This is a genomic window from Spirochaetota bacterium (assembly GCA_017999915.1).
Taxonomy (GTDB): Bacteria; Spirochaetota; UBA4802; order UBA4802; family UBA5550; genus RBG-16-49-21.
On the sequence record JAGNKX010000017.1, the window covers coordinates 102,004 to 117,645 of the forward strand.

General features: G+C 53.0%; 18 protein-coding genes and 1 tRNA gene. 15 read left to right on the plus strand and 4 right to left on the minus strand.

Translation table 11 applies throughout. The features are described from left to right. The coding region (locus KA369_20830) for a discoidin domain-containing protein (GenBank protein MBP7738432.1) at window positions 1-1,534 on the minus strand (1,534 nt) is incomplete at its 3' end. 190 nt (window positions 1,535-1,724) lie between these two features. After that, on the minus strand, window positions 1,725-2,087 hold the full coding sequence (locus KA369_20835; GenBank protein ID MBP7738433.1) for a YkgJ family cysteine cluster protein: 363 nt from the start codon (window positions 2,085-2,087) through the stop codon (window positions 1,725-1,727). Window positions 2,088-2,562: 475 nt separating this feature from the next. On the opposite strand from KA369_20835, the gene guaB reads away from it, so the two are divergent. The 9 genes from guaB (at window position 2,563) to KA369_20880 (ending at window position 9,862) form a co-directional block, all read left to right on the plus strand. Further along, window positions 2,563-4,068 carry an IMP dehydrogenase gene (guaB, locus tag KA369_20840; GenBank protein MBP7738434.1) on the plus strand — a complete coding sequence of 502 codons (1,506 nt, stop codon included), beginning with the start codon at window positions 2,563-2,565 and terminating at the stop codon, window positions 4,066-4,068. Window positions 4,069-4,321: 253 nt separating this feature from the next. Beyond that, a complete protein-coding gene (locus KA369_20845) occupies window positions 4,322-4,897 on the plus strand; it encodes a nitroreductase family protein (protein ID MBP7738435.1) in 576 nt (191 codons plus the stop codon). Between the two features lie 21 nt (window positions 4,898-4,918). Beyond that, window positions 4,919-5,668, plus strand: a complete 750-nt coding sequence (locus KA369_20850; GenBank protein ID MBP7738436.1) for a Mut7-C ubiquitin/RNAse domain-containing protein — start codon at window positions 4,919-4,921, stop codon at window positions 5,666-5,668. Then, a complete protein-coding gene (locus KA369_20855; GenBank protein ID MBP7738437.1) occupies window positions 5,658-6,119 on the plus strand; it encodes a nucleoside deaminase in 462 nt (153 codons plus the stop codon). The genes KA369_20850 and KA369_20855 overlap by 11 nt, the downstream gene beginning before the upstream one ends. 136 nt (window positions 6,120-6,255) lie before the next feature. After that, entirely contained in the window at window positions 6,256-6,621 is a 366-nt protein-coding gene (locus KA369_20860; GenBank protein MBP7738438.1) for a signal peptidase I, read from the plus strand. 123 nt (window positions 6,622-6,744) lie between these two features. Continuing rightward, window positions 6,745-7,161, plus strand: a complete 417-nt coding sequence (locus KA369_20865; GenBank protein MBP7738439.1) for a hypothetical protein — start codon at window positions 6,745-6,747, stop codon at window positions 7,159-7,161. 19 nt (window positions 7,162-7,180) lie between these two features. Further along, entirely contained in the window at window positions 7,181-7,552 is a 372-nt protein-coding gene (locus KA369_20870) for a DUF4190 domain-containing protein (GenBank protein MBP7738440.1), read from the plus strand. A gap of 310 nt (window positions 7,553-7,862) precedes the next feature. Beyond that, entirely contained in the window at window positions 7,863-8,660 is a 798-nt protein-coding gene (locus KA369_20875) for a prolipoprotein diacylglyceryl transferase (GenBank protein MBP7738441.1), read from the plus strand. A gap of 206 nt (window positions 8,661-8,866) precedes the next feature. Then, complete coding sequence (locus tag KA369_20880) at window positions 8,867-9,862, plus strand: hypothetical protein (GenBank protein MBP7738442.1); 996 nt, start codon at window positions 8,867-8,869, stop codon at window positions 9,860-9,862. On the opposite strand, the gene KA369_20885 is transcribed toward KA369_20880, so the two are convergent. Then, window positions 9,837-10,418, minus strand: a complete 582-nt coding sequence (locus tag KA369_20885; GenBank protein ID MBP7738443.1) for a hypothetical protein — start codon at window positions 10,416-10,418, stop codon at window positions 9,837-9,839. The two genes, KA369_20880 and KA369_20885, sit on opposite strands and share 26 nt — an antisense overlap. Here KA369_20885 and KA369_20890 point away from each other — a divergent pair. From KA369_20890 to KA369_20910, 5 genes are all read left to right on the plus strand, one after another. Then, window positions 10,417-10,644 (plus strand): hypothetical protein, encoded by a 228-nt coding sequence (locus KA369_20890; GenBank protein MBP7738444.1) that lies wholly within the window; start codon window positions 10,417-10,419, stop codon window positions 10,642-10,644. The two genes, KA369_20885 and KA369_20890, sit on opposite strands and share 2 nt — an antisense overlap. A 160-nt stretch (window positions 10,645-10,804) precedes the next feature. Continuing rightward, window positions 10,805-11,092 (plus strand): hypothetical protein, encoded by a 288-nt coding sequence (locus tag KA369_20895; protein MBP7738445.1) that lies wholly within the window; start codon window positions 10,805-10,807, stop codon window positions 11,090-11,092. Between the two features lie 58 nt (window positions 11,093-11,150). Beyond that, complete coding sequence (locus KA369_20900; GenBank protein ID MBP7738446.1) at window positions 11,151-11,567, plus strand: PaaI family thioesterase; 417 nt, start codon at window positions 11,151-11,153, stop codon at window positions 11,565-11,567. Between the two features lie 22 nt (window positions 11,568-11,589). Further along, window positions 11,590-11,673: transfer RNA gene (locus KA369_20905), tRNA-Leu, on the plus strand. Window positions 11,674-12,503: 830 nt separating this feature from the next. Next, entirely contained in the window at window positions 12,504-13,985 is a 1,482-nt protein-coding gene (locus KA369_20910) for an AAA family ATPase (protein ID MBP7738447.1), read from the plus strand. A gap of 81 nt (window positions 13,986-14,066) precedes the next feature. Here KA369_20910 and KA369_20915 read toward each other — a convergent pair whose 3' ends face one another. After that, on the minus strand, window positions 14,067-14,237 hold the full coding sequence (locus tag KA369_20915; protein MBP7738448.1) for a 4Fe-4S binding protein: 171 nt from the start codon (window positions 14,235-14,237) through the stop codon (window positions 14,067-14,069). A gap of 163 nt (window positions 14,238-14,400) precedes the next feature. Here KA369_20915 and KA369_20920 point away from each other — a divergent pair, with 163 nt between their 5' ends. Next, a complete protein-coding gene (locus KA369_20920; protein MBP7738449.1) occupies window positions 14,401-15,462 on the plus strand; it encodes a M23 family metallopeptidase in 1,062 nt (353 codons plus the stop codon). Window positions 15,463-15,642: the final 180 nt, after the last annotated feature.

Below are 15,642 nucleotides of genomic sequence, written 5' to 3' on the forward strand. Positions count from 1 at the left end.
GGACGACGACGCCCTCGCTGTCTTCACCGTCCTCGGCCAGCTCAATGATGCCTTTTGCGCTGGTGGTGGCGTCGTTAAGGCGCTTGTCGTTTCCCTGGACCGCGACGCCGGCGATGGCTTCGCCGTCCTCGGCCAGCTCAACGATGCCCTTGTATACGGTGGTGGCGTCGCGGAGCCGCTTATCGTTGGCCTGTACCACGGCGCCCGCCGTATCGGCGCCGTCGTCCGCGAGCTTGCAGATGCCATGGGAATTGACCGTGGCATTGTGGAGGCGCTTATCATTGCCGGTCACCGCGGCATTTTCCTTGTACATGCCGTCGGGGCAGAGCTTTACTATGCCGAAATTGCCGACGGTGGCTTCCTGGATCCGTGAATCGTTCGCCTGGACAACGACGCCGGCCTTGTTCTCCCGGTTGTGGGCGAGGCGGACGATGCCCGGCTTCAGGTCGGTGGCCGGCGCGAGGCGTGAGTCGGAGGCCTGGACAACGAGGTTGTTCCTGGTGTCGCCGTCTTCAGCGAGCTGGACAATGCCCTTGAATATGGTCGTGGCGTCGCGGAGGCGCCGGTCATTGGCCTGCACGGCGATGCCGGGAGCGTCGTCGCCGTCCTTGGCGAAGCGGACAATGCCCGCCTGGAAAATCGAGGCGTAGGGAGTCAGCTCCCCTATGTTATGGGTATGGAAGGGGCTGAAGGGAGCGGCCGATATCTCCAGGTGGGCGAGCTGAACCCCGTATTTTCCCTCCGGGTATTTCACGCTCTTCGCCTCGATGCGGATGTACCGGGTCGGCCTGATGTCGGTGTTCCAGAAATATTTTTTCAGCACCTGGGGCGTGAAGTTCTTTTCCTCCAGGAGGGGCATCCAGACGTTGTTGTCGGAGCTGGTCTCAATGTAAAAGTTCTCCGGAAATCCCTTCGCGGCGGAGCCGAGAATGATCCGGTTGACGTGAAATATCTTGCCCAGGTCGATGAAGAGGGATTCCTTTGATGACTGGGACTTCAATTCCGATTCCCATGTCTTTTCCGGATCCTCGACAAGAAGGTTCCCGGTGTCCCGTGACGGAGAGGAAAGGCTGGTCGCCTTTATCTCGCTCGCCCCGGCGATGCCGGTGCGGACCCGTCCGATTTCAGAATAGAATTTTCCCTCCTGCTGGCGGCTGGTGATGATGAGTATCTTCAGGTAGCGCACCAGGGTGAGGGGGATATCCAGCCGGTAGGTGTCGGAATCAAGGACCAGTTTTTTTTCGATATGAAGGATCATCCAGTACTGGCCGTCGAGGCTTCCTTCAAAACGAATATCTACGGGAAAAGTCCTGTCTCCGTTGGGAGACGCCGTTAGCTCGATGTAGTCGATGGTGACGTTGTTTTGGAGATCGAGGATGATGTACTCGGGAATGTTTTCGTCGCTTTTCCTGCTGCACCAGTGGCCGCTGTCGCGGAGGATGTTAAAGACGGAAAATGATTCATGCTGCTCGCTCGATACGGCGTGTATCTTGCAGTCGTGATCTTTCTTATGGCTGATGTTGATGTATTCCATTATGGCACCTGGGTAAAGTGTCGTGCAGGGCGCGATGCCTGTACGCGCGGAATCCGGCTGGGCCCATACCGGGCCGGGGTGGACGGATTCCGTCTTTTGTGCATTGATTATTATGGACCTTCACAACCTGTCAAATATTTTATTCTTTAAAAGGGAGCGTCCCCCAAAGGGAATACGCCGTGCCGCGCCATCAATCAGGATCGTTATAGCCACACCCTTCATAGGGAGAGAGGGGCTCGTCCCTGACCAGGTGCTTTACGTCATCATAGTAGGGAAAATCCCTGCACATGCGCGGGCGGAAAGGATGGATGGAGCAGGTCGGGGTCCCGGCCTCGTCGGTCGTGTAGTGCTTGCAATAATAATGATAGGGAAGGTCCTCTTCCGGTTTTTCAAACTTGAACACGAGCATGGGGAAAATAAGAAATATTTCCGAAAAGTTCGGGTCTATTTTGGGCGATTTTTTCCAGTATTCGTAGGCCGTCCGGAGCATGTCCGGCGACTCGGCGAGGCGCACGTCCTGGCAGCAGTATCCCCTTCGTTTGCAATGACCCATGGTTAATACCTTAATATTATCACTATAACGCGGGCCGGGGCCGTCCCGCTCGTCCGCCTCGTATAAGCAGAGCCAAATGCGACGTCCTGTCGCGGCTCTGCACTCGGACCTCCTGTCCAGCGCACCATGTTGACTTGGCGGAATCGGCGACATCCTTGTCGCCTGCTCGCTGGGACGGCTCCCGGCCTATTGAATTGAAAAATTTCTATATATCGCCATGCTGCCTGAGGCGGCGGAGCAATATATAAAGAACATATCTGTAAATGCTTGACAAATTATGCAATTAAATAATTCAAATACATCAATATTTATCGGGTTTGGCCCATGGTTTTTATGAAACGGGCCCATCCCCGGATAGTTGCAAAGTTGGTGTTTTTTTTGTATATTAGTGCCAATCACTTCATCCGGCAAGCTGGTTTAGCCGGATAAATAGAGAATGTTCAGCCATCATCGGAGATCCGGATTGAAATCAATAATGGGAGATAAACGATATATGGACGGTTTTTCCGCAGAAGAAATATTCACAAAGGAAAACGGCTTCGCCTACAATGACTTCATCATTTTGCCCGGCTATATAGATTTCGCGCCGGACGACGTCATCCTCGAATCCAACCTTACCAGGAACGTCCGCATTAAAAATCCCCTGGTGTCCAGTCCCATGGATACAGTTACGGATTCGAGAATGGCCATCGGCCTTGCCCTCCTCGGCGGCATCGGGATCATACATTATAACAATACCATCGAGGAACAGGCGTCGGAAGTCAGGAAGGTCAAGCGCTTCGAGAACGGCTTTATCAACAATCCCATCATCCTCGCTCCCGGCAACACCATAGCCGATATAGACGCCATCAAGGCGAAATACGGGTTCTCCGGCATCCCTATTACCGAAGACGGGAAGCTCAATTCCCTGCTACTGGGGATCGTGTCGAACCGCGATATCGATTTCGAATCCGACCGCTCCAAGAAGCTCATTGATGTCATGACGACAGACCTGGTCACCGCCAAGAAGGGGATATCCCTGAGCGAGGCGAACCAGATTTTAAAGAATTCGAAGAAAGGAAAGCTCCCTATAGTCGATGACAAGGGGCGCCTCGTCGCCCTCATGTCGCGGAAAGACCTCGTGAAGAACCGCGAGTATCCACTCGCGTCAAAGGACCCGCGCAAGCAGCTCATGGTCGGCGCCGCCATATCGACGAGGGACGAATCCCGGGAACGCCTGGCGGCCCTCGTGGAAGCGGGCGTTAACGTCGTGGTGGTGGACGCCGCCCAGGGAAACTCGATATACGAGACCGATATGATCAAGTACATCAAGAAGAAATACCCGGATATCGAGGTCATCGGCGGAAATGTGGTCACCATGGAGCAGAGCGAGAACATCATCAAGGCGGGGGCGGACGCGCTCCGCATCGGCATGGGCCCCGGCTCCATCTGCACGACCCAGACGACCATGGCCGTGGGCCGCGCCCAGGCGACGGCCGTGTACCGGACCGCCAAGATGGCCCGGGAATATTCGGTGCCCGTCATAGCGGACGGCGGCATTTCCACCATCGGCCACATCGCCAAGGCCCTTGCCCTGGGGGCGTCATCGGTCATGATGGGCTCCATGTTCGCCGGCACCAACGAGGCGCCGGGCGAGTACTTTTACGAGAACGGCGTGCGCCTCAAGAAGTACCGCGGCATGGCTTCCCAGGAGGCGCTGGAGGCGGGCGGCGCCAAGCGTTATTTCGCCGAGGACACCAAGATCAAGGTGGTCCAGGGCGTGTCCGGCACGGTCCTCGATAAGGGCTCCATCTTCGAATTCGTGCCGTACCTCCTTCAGGGCCTGAAACACTCATTCCAGGACATGGGGACCAGGGACATGACGGTGCTCCATGAGCGCCTCCGCGCAGGGACCCTGCGGTTCGAGCTCCGTTCTCCGTCTGCGCAGCTGGAGGGGGGCGTCCACGATATGTATTCGTACAAAGAACCGAAGTATATGTAGGAGCGGCCACTCTGCATTATCCCTCCCTCCCCCCCGTCCCCCGTAGGGGGCGAGTGTGAAGATACTTTGAATATATGCTATTTGTTTGAAGAATGTCATTATTGATAAAGTGAGACAACCATTGACCGATGATCAGGACAAGCGAAGTTTCACCACAAAGTAACAATTAATTCATTGTATAGGTTCCAGGGATAAATATTTTATCACGTGCCCCCTCGGGGGGACAGGGGGGGGGGTAGAGAGGAGGCCGGCAATGGATTTCAGGGAAATCGTAAGAAAAAACCGGAGCTACCGGCGGTTTTATCAGGACCGTGAAATCGGCGAAGATACATTGCGCGGCCTCGTGGACCTTGCGAGGCTCTCGCCCTCGGCTGCAAACCGGCAGCCCCTGCGCTACATCCTCTCGTGGCGGCCCGACAAGAACGCGCTCATCTTCAAGCACCTTGCCTGGGCCGCGTACCTGGCCGATTGGCCGGGGCCCGGTGAAGGGGAGCGTCCCTCCGCCTATATTATAGTCCTGAACGACACGGCGATCAGCAAATCGATAGACTGCGACCATGGCATTGCCGCGCAGACAATCCTCCTGGGAGCGGTGGAACAGGGTCTGGGCGGGTGCATGCTCGCCGCGATACAAAAAGAGGGACTGCGCGCCGACCTGAAGATACCGGAACAGTATGATATCCTACTGGCACTGGCCCTGGGAAAGCCGAGGGAGACCATAACCATAGAAACGGTGGGATCAGAAGGTGACATCCGCTACTGGCGGGACGGGGCGGCCGTGCACCACGTACCCAAGCGTTCACTGGACGACCTGATCCTGGACCTGTGACCCATCGGGGATGGTTCGTCCATGTACCGAGTGACCATTCGGTTTTACGAAGAGCTCAATGATTTTATTCCTCCGGTCTCACGGAAAAAAGATATCGAATTTGAATTCAAGGGACGGCGGTCCGTCAAGGACCTGATCGAGTCCTTCGGCGTGCCCCACGTCGAGGTGGACCTCATACTGGTCAACGGCGAGTCCGTGACGTTTTCGCGCATCGTCGAGGACGGCGACCGGATCAGCGTGTATCCCGTGTTCGAGAGGCTCGATATCGGGAACGTGACGAGGCTCCGTCCGGACCCGCTACGCGATCCGCGGTTCGTCCTTGACGTGCACCTCCGGAAGCTGGCGCGGCGGCTCCGCCTCATGGGCTTCGACGTGGACTACCATCCGGACCGGGACGACGACGCCCTTGCCGGCATAGCCGATCGGGACGGGCGGATCCTCCTCTCCCGGGACCGGCAGCTCATGATGCGCAAAATCGTCTCCCGGGGACTCTATGTGAGGAACACCGATCCGGAGCTGCAGATCGTCGAGGTGCTGGAGCGCCTCGACCTGCGAAGGCTTTGCCGCCCCTTCACCCGCTGCATCGAGTGCAATGGCCTGATCGGGCCTCTTGACCCCGGACCGGCCGGCGTCATGGAACTCATACCGCCGGGGGTGCGCTCCTGGTGCAGGGAGTATTACCGCTGCGGCGGCTGCGGCAAAATATACTGGAAGGGAAGCCATTTCGAGAAATTGATGAAACGGGTGGAAGCGATTAATAATGGCAGATAACGATTTCATGGGCCTGGCCCTTGACGAGGCCCGGGCCGCCTTCAACGCCGGGGAGATACCGGTGGGCGCCGTCGTGGTGAAAGACGGCGTTGTCATCGCCACAGGGCGCAACGAGAACCGTGAGAAGAACAATCCCGTGCTCCACGCCGAGATCCTGGCCATCCAGAGGGCCTGCGCGGCCCTGGGGAACGAGCGCCTCACCGGGTGCGATCTCTACGTGACCAAGGAGCCCTGCGCCATGTGCGCCGGCGCCATCGTTCACGCGCGTATCCGGAAGCTTGTCATCGGCGCACGGGATTCCCGCTACGGGGCCTGCGGCACCGTGCTGTCGGTCTGCGGCAACAGGGCTCTCAACCATGTGCCGGAAATTGAATTCGGGCTCCAGGAGGAAGAGGCTGCGGCGCTGCTCAGGGATTTTTTCAAAAATCGCAGAAATAATAACGCTTGTTAGCTTTTCCCTGATCATTTCAACATAAAATGATTAAAAATCCGGATGTAACATTCTTCTGAAAAAAATGATTTTTTTCTTGATTTATATCCATATACACATTATCAAATTAACTAATAAAATATTTAGGGAGGTTACTATGAACAGTGGTGGAGGTGGTAGCATAGTCGGCACCATAATATATCTGGCGATCATAGCCTTGATGCTTGCCGGAATGTGGAAGGTGTTCGAGAAAGCCGGTAAACCGGGATGGGCTGCGATTATTCCCATTTATAACCTGATCGTACTGCTTGATATAGTAGGTAAGCCCCTATGGTGGCTTGTGCTGTTGCTCATCCCTATCGTTAACTTTGTCATTCTCATCATTATTTCAATGGAGCTGGCCGTTTGCTTTGGGAAAAGCAAGGGCTGGGGATTCGGATTACTGGTCATCCTTCCCTTTGTCGGGTATCCAATGCTCGGTTTCGGTCCTGACAAATATACCGCACCGGCGAAGACTGCATAGTAGATACAAGGCGGTATGTGCCGCGGGAACGCGGCACATACCGTTTTGAATACGCCCTTAATTCACGAACCCCTGATGTCATACGCGGTGGTATAATACCGGGACACAAAGTGGAGGAATGCAATGTCAGACGTACAGAGGCCAATGATACTCACGCTCCTTGGAGTGCTGGCGATCATCACCGGAGTGTTTTCCATCATCCGGGGAGGCTTGATGATCTTCGGCGGCATCAGCCAGCTTATGGCCGGAGTCGGGGGCATTGCCGAAATCCTGATCGGCATCCTGAGCCTTGCGATAGGAGCGGTCGCCCTCTTCTGCGGCATCAGGGTGCTCATTGACAAGGCCGGCACCGTCGGGCTGATGCAGAAATACGCCGCGGCCCTCGTCGCCTATAACGTGATCTGGGTCGTTTTTTCAAGCCTGTCCGGCGGGAAGATAAGCTGGCTGAGCGTTATTTTCGAGATCGCCATCGGCGGCATCACCTTTGCCATGATCAAGACGAACGAGGACATAAAGACTTATCAGGAATCAGTGCAGTAATCGTTGCCGGGAGGATTGAATGGCGGTTGCATCCCTTATCTTGGGCGTATTCTCGATTATCTTTTCCTTCACCGGGCCCCTCAGTTTCATCGGCATCATAGTCGGCGCGGTGGGCATTGTCCTGGGCTCTCTTGCCCGCAAGAAGGATCCTTCCGATGTCGCCACCGGCGGACTGGTCACCTCGATCATCGGCTGCTCGGCGGCACTGATATTCAACCTTGCCTGCATCGCCTGCATCGTCGGCGGAACAAAGGCCTTTGAGGAAGCCTCCAAGAATCATAAGATGCCGCAGCTCTCCAGGTCGCTGGAGGAATTCACGAAAAGCCTGAAAGAGCTGGAGAAAGAGGCGAACAAGGAAGCGGATAAAGAGACGAAAAAGAATAAGAAATAAAAGATCATTATCTGGACTTTGGTGAGCCTAATAATCAGCCAGGCTGTAAATCATACTTGCCGATGGAATCTGTAATCTGCATTATTTAATGCCCCCCTGACCCCCGTAGGGGGCATGTAAGAAAATATCATGAAATTGCATCACTGTTGTTTAACTCTTCACCAAATTGATTCTTTGAATCATGTTTTCAGCCAGTGTGAATCGAAGAAAATATTATTAATGAGATACCTGATTTAATGGAAATTTTAAAAAAGTAAGTGAATTAATTCATGCCCCCTGCGGGGGTCAGGGGGCGCTAAGATGGAGATTCATGCATCCGATACTATTCAAGCTGCAATGGATGGGAAAAGAAGTCGTCATCGGCACCTACGGGGTCATGATGGTCGCTGCCCTTGCATCGGGTGCCGCCCTGTCGCTCCTTGTCGCCCGAAAGCGCGGTTATGCTCCCTCGGAATTCGTCAATTACTGCATGGTCATTATGGCCGGCGTGATCATCGGCGCGCTACTGGCAGGATTTCTGCTTTTTCTTCCGGAACGGGCCGGCTCCGGCTACATTGATCATCCCACAGCCTGGGTGAGCTGGGGCGGCATCCTGGGCGGTATAGGTACTCTTCTATATATCAAGCATGCATGGCATGAAAGCTTTCTGAACCTCGCTGATATCATTACGCCGGGATACATGGTCGGTCTTGGCATCGGCAGGATCGGCTGCTTGTTCGCCGGATGCTGCTACGGCGTCCACGGGACGACCTGTATCGCCGTGACCTTCACCGATCCCGTTGCTCCAGCCTCCGCCATGGTGCAGCCCCTGGTGCCGACACAGCTCATCAGCGCCGTTTTTCTGATCTGCGCAGGTCTGGTCCTGCTTCCCCTGGCGCTAAAGGGCGGGTTGAAGGGCTTCACCTTCTCGCTGTCGGCCATCATCTATTCCTGCTTTCGCTTTGCCATCGAGTTCTGGCGCGACGATCCCCGCGTATTCATTGCGAACCTGTCGGACGGACAGGTTTTTTCGATCGGGTATTTTTTGATGGGGATGATGATTATGATTTATTTAATGAAATCTTCACGTTCTAGTCCTTTTTCCAAGTTGTGGAGGATGGAGAAATAGTTGTTACCCTCACCCGCGCTCAGCGCACCCTCTCCCATTAAGCATGTAAAAAAGGAGAGGGTTCTGTTGCAAATTATTCTCCCCCTCTCCTTTCTGCTTTTTATAAATGGGAGAGGGGGCCGGGGGGTGAGGGCAGAAGACCCTGGAAGAATATTAATGATTTGACACCACGCCTCGGAACGCTACAATATGCGACATAATTGCCCATGAAACGCGTTCTCCTTATCACATCAAAGAACCACCTCTACCGGGAGGCCCTCGTAAAAAGGGGATACACGGTGGTCGAATACAATCTCCCGGTGTCGGCCGGCGCCATCAGGGAAATCGAAGATCTGCCCTCATGCGTCGCGTCAATAACCGAAGTGATGGACGGGAGCGTTGAGAACAGGAGGGACCTGTACCGGGCCCTCAAGGCCAGGGGACAGATCATATGCTGCGCAGGATCAACGGCCCTGTCCGACGATATGAAATCCTTTCTGCTGGACCATGGCATATCCGATGTTTTGACCGGGCAGAGCGAGAGCCGCCTTGTTCCCTATCTCGCTATAATCGGCGACGGGGCGGACAAAGCGGCCGGATCCTTTATAATCCTTGATGACGACGGAGCCGACAGGGACGTGCTCCACGCCATCGTGGCCCGTTTCGGGTACCATGTCGTCTTCGTTAAAACCGCGGAGGATCTTCTGGCAAAAGCGATGGAGCCGGGAGTCAGTTTCATCCTGGTCAACCTCGGCGCGAGGACCCTCGATCTCAACGGCATGGTGCGCAGGTATTATGGGAACAGCGCGGTCCGGAGCATCCCGGTCCTCGCCTATAAGGACATGAGGGAGGGGGTCTTTGTCCATGAGCTGGTGGGCGGCCTGAACAGGCTCACCAGGTATATCCTGAGCAGGGAAGAGCTGTTCAGCCTGCTGGTGGACCTCCTCTACAGGAAAGAGGTGATACCCCTTGTGGCGGCCCTGAGGAACCTGACTGATTTTGACGCCAATGTCTGCTATGACACCGAGACGCTGAGCCAGGCCTTTTTCCAGTGCGAAAAGAACATATTCGGGCAGAAGGACCTGCAGGATGATGATACCCTGGCGATGATGATGAAGTCGGTGCAGGGATTGAACAGGGTGATACTGAAGGCGGAGGGCCTTAAATGGCTCAGGATGAACATCAGCCGGAAGGACATCAATACTGCGGGAAGGGAGGGATGAGGTCGTGTCCCATGTCAAGGGTTCCCTTCTTCATCGTTGAAATTACCTGCAGTGAGATGGATTGCCGATAGATCTCCTTCGACTCCGCGGGGAAACAGGGACGTTTGACGCTATGGCACCTGAGGCAGAGCTTTTCCCGTTTCTTGATGTTTTTTATTCCCAGGATCGGATACATGCCGTTTTTCAGGGCCGTTTCATAGGCCGATTGCCTGTCAACGGTGTCCACGTGATTGGCGAATTCATGGTAGCCGCTGCCCGGTCCATGACAGGCTTCGCACCCGACGCCTTCTTCCCTGGTTATCCGGTGGCGGCCTCCGCCGGTAGTATGGCATTTCAGGCATGCCCGGTCTTCATGGGGCTTGTCGATCGATAGCTTCTTCCCCAGCGCAATGGCGGATTCGGACCTCAGCGTGGCGAAGGCCTTCGCGTGGGGTGTCCGCAGCCACTTGCTGTGCTGGTCCCCTATGGCTTCGGCCCCGTGGCACGCGGCGCAGGCCTCATTGCCGACATAGGAGCGCTTTTCCTTTTTTGAGGATAGCGGGGGAGATGCGGCCATGATCAATAAGACCGCGCACAGGAAAAATGAAATTGCTGCGTACCGATTATTCATGGAGGCCAATACCCGTTTATTAATGAAAGAAATATTTCATAATGTGAACCCGTGGTCAAGAAATAATATCCATGACAAGGAAAAAAGGTCATCTGGCAGCAGTCGTAAATTAGGGGCATGGGCCATCCCGCTCGCCGCCTCGTGCCTCGACAGTTCGACAGGCTTGTCCTGAGCGAAGTCGAAGGGCTCACTGCACCGCTCCGCTCGGCAAACGAGGCTTTTTCGGTGCTTCATGTTACCAGCGTCCTTTACGTAATGCGGCAATGACCGTAAAATATTATTGACATTATCCATGGAAATGAATACACATTAATAAGAAGTGGAGGAATCGCGTGACTTCAAAGGAATCGCACAAAGAGATGAAGAGGGTCGGCGAGTTTCTTGTAGAAAACAAGATCATCACCATTGCTCAACTCAAAGAAGCCCTGGAATTGCAAAAAGACAATAAAGAGCGGCTCATCGGGGAGATCCTGGTGACCCTTGGATATCTTACGAAGGAAGACCTGGTCATGGCCCTGGAAATGTACATTGTGGATTCGGACGTGAATCCCTCCCATGTGGATGAATGGCTGGACCAGGATGAAGTCGACATGATCATAGAACGCATGAAGGAGAAGTAGCCTATACAAATTAATAAAGTTCTTGACAAAGGGCTTATATTATTCAGAAAATGCCCGCATGATTGAATTTGAAGATAAAATATGCTTCGGTTGCGGCCCCGATAACGAGAAGGGCCTGAGGCTGCAGCTGGAATTTGATGATGACACAAAGACCGCTTTTGGACAATACACGGCTCACGAGCTTCTTGAAGGACCGCCTAACATAATACATGCCGGCGTCATAGCCGCCATCCTTGATGAGACGATGATAACCGTAAACAAGTACCTGGAGACGATAGCACTGACGAGCGAACTGACCGTGCGATATCTGCAGCCCGCCTTTGTCGGAGAGAATCTGTATATCCGGGGCTGGTATGTGAAAAAGAGCAAGCGCGTCATAGAGAACAGGGCCGAGATCGAAAATGAAATGGGAAAGATCGTGGCCAGGGCGAAAGGCAAATATATAGAGTACGACGAGATACCCCAGCCGGATTAATTTTTCCCCGAAATACATAAAAGCCGAAGTGGTGAAACTGGTAGACGCAGCGGACTCAAAATCCGCCGGAGGCAACTCCATGAGGGTTCGATTCCCTCCTTCGGCACAATTCCGTTGCCGCGAATAAAAAAGAACAGAGCCGTAAAAGAGGAGTGTGTGGGAATTTAGTTTGTGGTGTTTTGTTGGGGCAGCTCTGTTCCTTTTTATTCGCGGCAATTTCGGTTGTGCTTTGTATGCGGTTCATAAGGGCAGATCCGTTTGTATTAATAGCCGCTTATCGTATCATGGCGGTACGCTCCCCATTCGATTCCCGGGATATAATCTGTCACGACAGTACCGTTGAAGGTCCTGAGTATGGAATCGGCCGCACTGAGGGGATCGTTCCCCATGCGGGGGATGATTTTCCTTTTTGAAATTCGTTCTTGTTGTAAATCAGCATAAATCCTTTGCTGCTTATCTGAATGAGGGTTTCGATTACCCGTGTTAATATTGGCTTGTACGGCGGTATTAGATTTGTATGCATATGGGTTCATGGCATGGCTTCCCCTGTATGGTTATAGTGAACAGAGAGAAAATCCGCAATACCGGCAGAAGAAACAACCGGAGTCGGGGATCAGAATTGAGCCGCAGTCGGGGCAGAATTTTATTTTTAAGAACATTCATGAAGACCTCCATTTATCACTACATGTGTATACTATAATTATGTATAGTGGTTTTTTCAACTATTTTTTCCGGGAAATTTTAAAAAAATTAAAAAAGATGTATTGATGGGAAGAGACGCATTATTTAAAAGGTCAATGACGTAACTAAATAATAAAAAAGTCTCCATAGATTGAATGTTGGAGAAGATAGTAGTATATTAGATTAGTTTATTTAGCAATGAAAATAAGACTGTAAATCAGGGTCACCATTATACAAGTTTTACGAGGACAGAATATGACAAAACCCGCATTTGATCCGGAAAAAAGCATAGAAGAGATTCTTAACCTTGAATCGGAGGAGGCTCAGCCCAATGCCGAGACCGTGGGCGAAAAGGCCGGGGTATCCGGAAAGAAAACATCCGATTTCAATTTCAATATCAAGCCCGAGGAGCTGGAGAGCTTCCTGAACCAGTATGTAGTCGGACAGGAGGAAACCATCGAGGTCATAGCGACCAAGGTGTGCACCCACTTCAACCGCATGAACCTCGAGAACAAGATCCCCCAGAAGGAGCGCCTCGTGGGCAACATCAAGAGCAATATGCTCCTCATAGGGCCCACCGGCGTCGGCAAAACGTACATTGTGAAGCTCATCGCGAAAAAGATCGGCGTTCCCTTCGTCAAGGCCGACGCGACCAAGTTCAGCGAGACCGGTTATGTCGGCGGCGACGTGGAAGACCTGGTGCGGGAGCTGGTGCATGAGGCTGACGGCGATATCAGGAGGGCCGAGTACGGCATCATCTATCTGGATGAGATAGACAAGATCGCGTCAACGGGACACATGTACGGCCCCGACGTGTCGCGCAGCGGCGTCCAGCGCAATTTGCTGAAGCTCATGGAAGAGGCGGAGGTGGACCTGAAAACGCCCCATGACCTGGCGTCGCAGGTCGAGGCCGCCATGGAGGCGCAGCGGACCGGCAAGGTGTCGCGGCAGAAGATCAACACGAGGAACATCCTCTTCATCGTGTCAGGGGCCTTCAGCGGCCTCGAAGAGATGATCAACAAGCGGCTCAACAAGCAGTCCATCGGCTTCGAAAAAACGAAGATCGGCGGCGAGGACCGCCAGGACATCCTCAAAAAGGTGAAGACCGAGGACCTGATCGAGTTCGGCTTCGAATCGGAGTTCGTCGGCCGGCTCCCGGTATACGTGGTGCTCAACAGCCTGGACGAGGATGGGCTCTACAAGATTTTAAAAAACAAGTACAGCACCGTCGTTCTGGGAAAGAAGATGGACTTCCGGTCCTACGGGATCGAGCTCGGCTTTTCCGACGAGGCCCTCCGACTCCTCGCGGCCAAGGCCCACAGCGAAAAGACCGGCGCCAGGGGCCTTCTGAGCGTTTTCGAAAAAGTGCTGATCAAGTTCGAGAAAAGCCTTCCCTCGACAAATATTAAGAAGCTCATGGTGGACAGGAGGGTCGTCGAAACCCCGGGAGAAGTCCTTAAAGATCTGCTGATTGAGGACGGCATACAGAGCTTCCAGAAGGACTTCCTTGTGGAGCATGGTATTTACCTCGATTTTGAAAAGGAGGCCATTGAAAAGATCCAGGAGATGGCCGGAGAACGGCTCAAGAGCATCAAGCAGCTCTGCAATGAGCTGTTCCATGATTATTATCATGGCCTTCGACTGGTGAAGCTCGAGCATTTTACCATTCCCCGGGAAGCGGTTGACAGGCCGGATGAGTATCTCAATGCCTTTATTAAGGAAAACTATCACAAATAAAGTTCGACGGCGATCTCGCAGGGCATAAAAAAACCCGCCTCCGTCGCCGGAGGCGGGTTTTTTTTCATGGGATGATGCGGTTTACGCCGGTGATATCGCGTCAACCGGGCATACGGCAGCGCAGGCGCCGCAGTCGGTGCAGGCGTCGGCGTCGATCACTCTTTTGTCGCCCTTTTCGCTTATCGCTTCAACCGGGCATTCCGATTCACAGGCGCCGCAGTTCGTGCATTCATCGCTGATAACATGAGCCATTTGACAGCCTCCTTTTTTTTCATGTGGGGAGAACCTTGGAACAAACCGTCGGGGATGTCAACTTTAATAGTCCGTACGGTAAAAATTTTTTTTAAGCAGCGGAGTTATGTCATTCAGGAGTTGCCGGGGAGGTGCCGAATAATAGACTGTCGAGGTTACATCAGTGCTTGTATCGAAAAAATTTTCCCTTATCGGTTTGGCCATCTTCTTCAATGCCCTGTGGGCCATGGCGATAATTGATAACGCCCATGGCCGGAGTAAAACCGAATCCGATTCTCGTCCGCCGGCAAAACACTTTGCAGAAATAAAGCTTCCCCGGGGATATCGTCCTTCTCCGGCCCATGTTCTTCAATTAATAGGGACGCATATCAATGTTGACCTGTACGCCGCGACGTTCGCCCAGGGAATGGCGGTATACGCCGAGCTGTACTGGAACCAGGCAATGCCGGAAAAAAAGATGGCAGTGGAAAGGCTTGATTTTGACGGCAGGGATATCCTTCTCTCGAAGCGGGAATGGGGCTACCGGGCGCTTTTCGGCATACATGCGGAAACGGCTCCCGGCATGAGGAGCCTGCGGGTCGCCTATTCCATCGACGGCCATCAGGTGACGGACACGTTCACCGTTCGGGTTTCACGGAGCGAATACCGGTTTCCTCGCGGCGCCCTTGACCTGGGAAAGTACTCTGATGTCGATTATCGACCCACACCGGAAGAGCTCGCGTTCATCAACAGATGCGCGGCAAAGAAAAACATGGTCTTCAAAAGGATCGGACCGGATTTACTCGGGGAATCATTCTCTCATCCGCGGGACAGGCATCATATAACATCCTCTTTCTGGGCAAAGAGGCTTATCATGCAGTACCGGAAAAAGAACGGTAAAAAGATACGGTTGAAAAACAAGTTGAATGTTCACAGGGGTGTCGACTTGAGAGGAAAAACCGGAGAGCCGGTTTTTTCAATAGGGGGCGGTACGGTGGTCATAGCGGAACCGATGTATTATGAGGGGAATTTCATAGTCATCGACCATGGCAACAGAATATTTACCTATTATATGCATCTTCATTCATTTTCAGTGAAAGAAGGAGATATAGTGAAAGCAGGGCAGACGGTGGGAACCGTTGGATCCACCGGGCTATCCACCGCCGCTCACCTTCATGTTTCGCTGGTTTTACAGGATATTAATGTGGATCCTCTCAGTATTATAATGCTACCTGTGAGAAGATAAATTGAGGATATATTATTGAAAAAATTTAAATTGCATGATATATTGTATTTGTTGCATAGCATACATGGTATCGATAGACGTTCCTGACGCTTTCTGCGGAGGGGGCAGAATCAATAAATTAACTAGATTTATGACAAGTCTAATAATTTTTTTCACTTTATATGATTACCAAGGTAATCT

What these genes read in the sequence shown, in the direction of transcription:
- guaB (MBP7738434.1), top strand. Translation starts at nt 2,563, where the DNA reads ATGGGAGATAAACGATATATGGACGGTTTTTCCGCAGAAGAAATATTC.
- KA369_20855 (MBP7738437.1), top strand. Translation starts at nt 5,658, where the DNA reads ATGGCAGATAACGATTTCATGGGCCTGGCCCTTGACGAGGCCCGGGCC.
- KA369_20870 (MBP7738440.1), top strand. Translation starts at nt 7,181, where the DNA reads ATGGCGGTTGCATCCCTTATCTTGGGCGTATTCTCGATTATCTTTTCC.
- KA369_20910 (MBP7738447.1), top strand. Translation starts at nt 12,504, where the DNA reads ATGACAAAACCCGCATTTGATCCGGAAAAAAGCATAGAAGAGATTCTT.
- KA369_20850 (MBP7738436.1), top strand. Translation starts at nt 4,919, where the DNA reads ATGTACCGAGTGACCATTCGGTTTTACGAAGAGCTCAATGATTTTATT.
- KA369_20875 (MBP7738441.1), top strand. Translation starts at nt 7,863, where the DNA reads ATGCATCCGATACTATTCAAGCTGCAATGGATGGGAAAAGAAGTCGTC.
- KA369_20880 (MBP7738442.1), top strand. Translation starts at nt 8,867, where the DNA reads ATGAAACGCGTTCTCCTTATCACATCAAAGAACCACCTCTACCGGGAG.
- KA369_20890 (MBP7738444.1), top strand. Translation starts at nt 10,417, where the DNA reads ATGATCAATAAGACCGCGCACAGGAAAAATGAAATTGCTGCGTACCGA.
- KA369_20835 (MBP7738433.1), bottom strand. Translation starts at nt 2,087, where the DNA reads ATGGGTCATTGCAAACGAAGGGGATACTGCTGCCAGGACGTGCGCCTC.
- KA369_20865 (MBP7738439.1), top strand. Translation starts at nt 6,745, where the DNA reads ATGTCAGACGTACAGAGGCCAATGATACTCACGCTCCTTGGAGTGCTG.
- KA369_20845 (MBP7738435.1), top strand. Translation starts at nt 4,322, where the DNA reads ATGGATTTCAGGGAAATCGTAAGAAAAAACCGGAGCTACCGGCGGTTT.
- KA369_20915 (MBP7738448.1), bottom strand. Translation starts at nt 14,237, where the DNA reads ATGGCTCATGTTATCAGCGATGAATGCACGAACTGCGGCGCCTGTGAA.
- KA369_20900 (MBP7738446.1), top strand. Translation starts at nt 11,151, where the DNA reads ATGATTGAATTTGAAGATAAAATATGCTTCGGTTGCGGCCCCGATAAC.
- KA369_20860 (MBP7738438.1), top strand. Translation starts at nt 6,256, where the DNA reads ATGAACAGTGGTGGAGGTGGTAGCATAGTCGGCACCATAATATATCTG.
- KA369_20885 (MBP7738443.1), bottom strand. Translation starts at nt 10,418, where the DNA reads ATGGCCGCATCTCCCCCGCTATCCTCAAAAAAGGAAAAGCGCTCCTAT.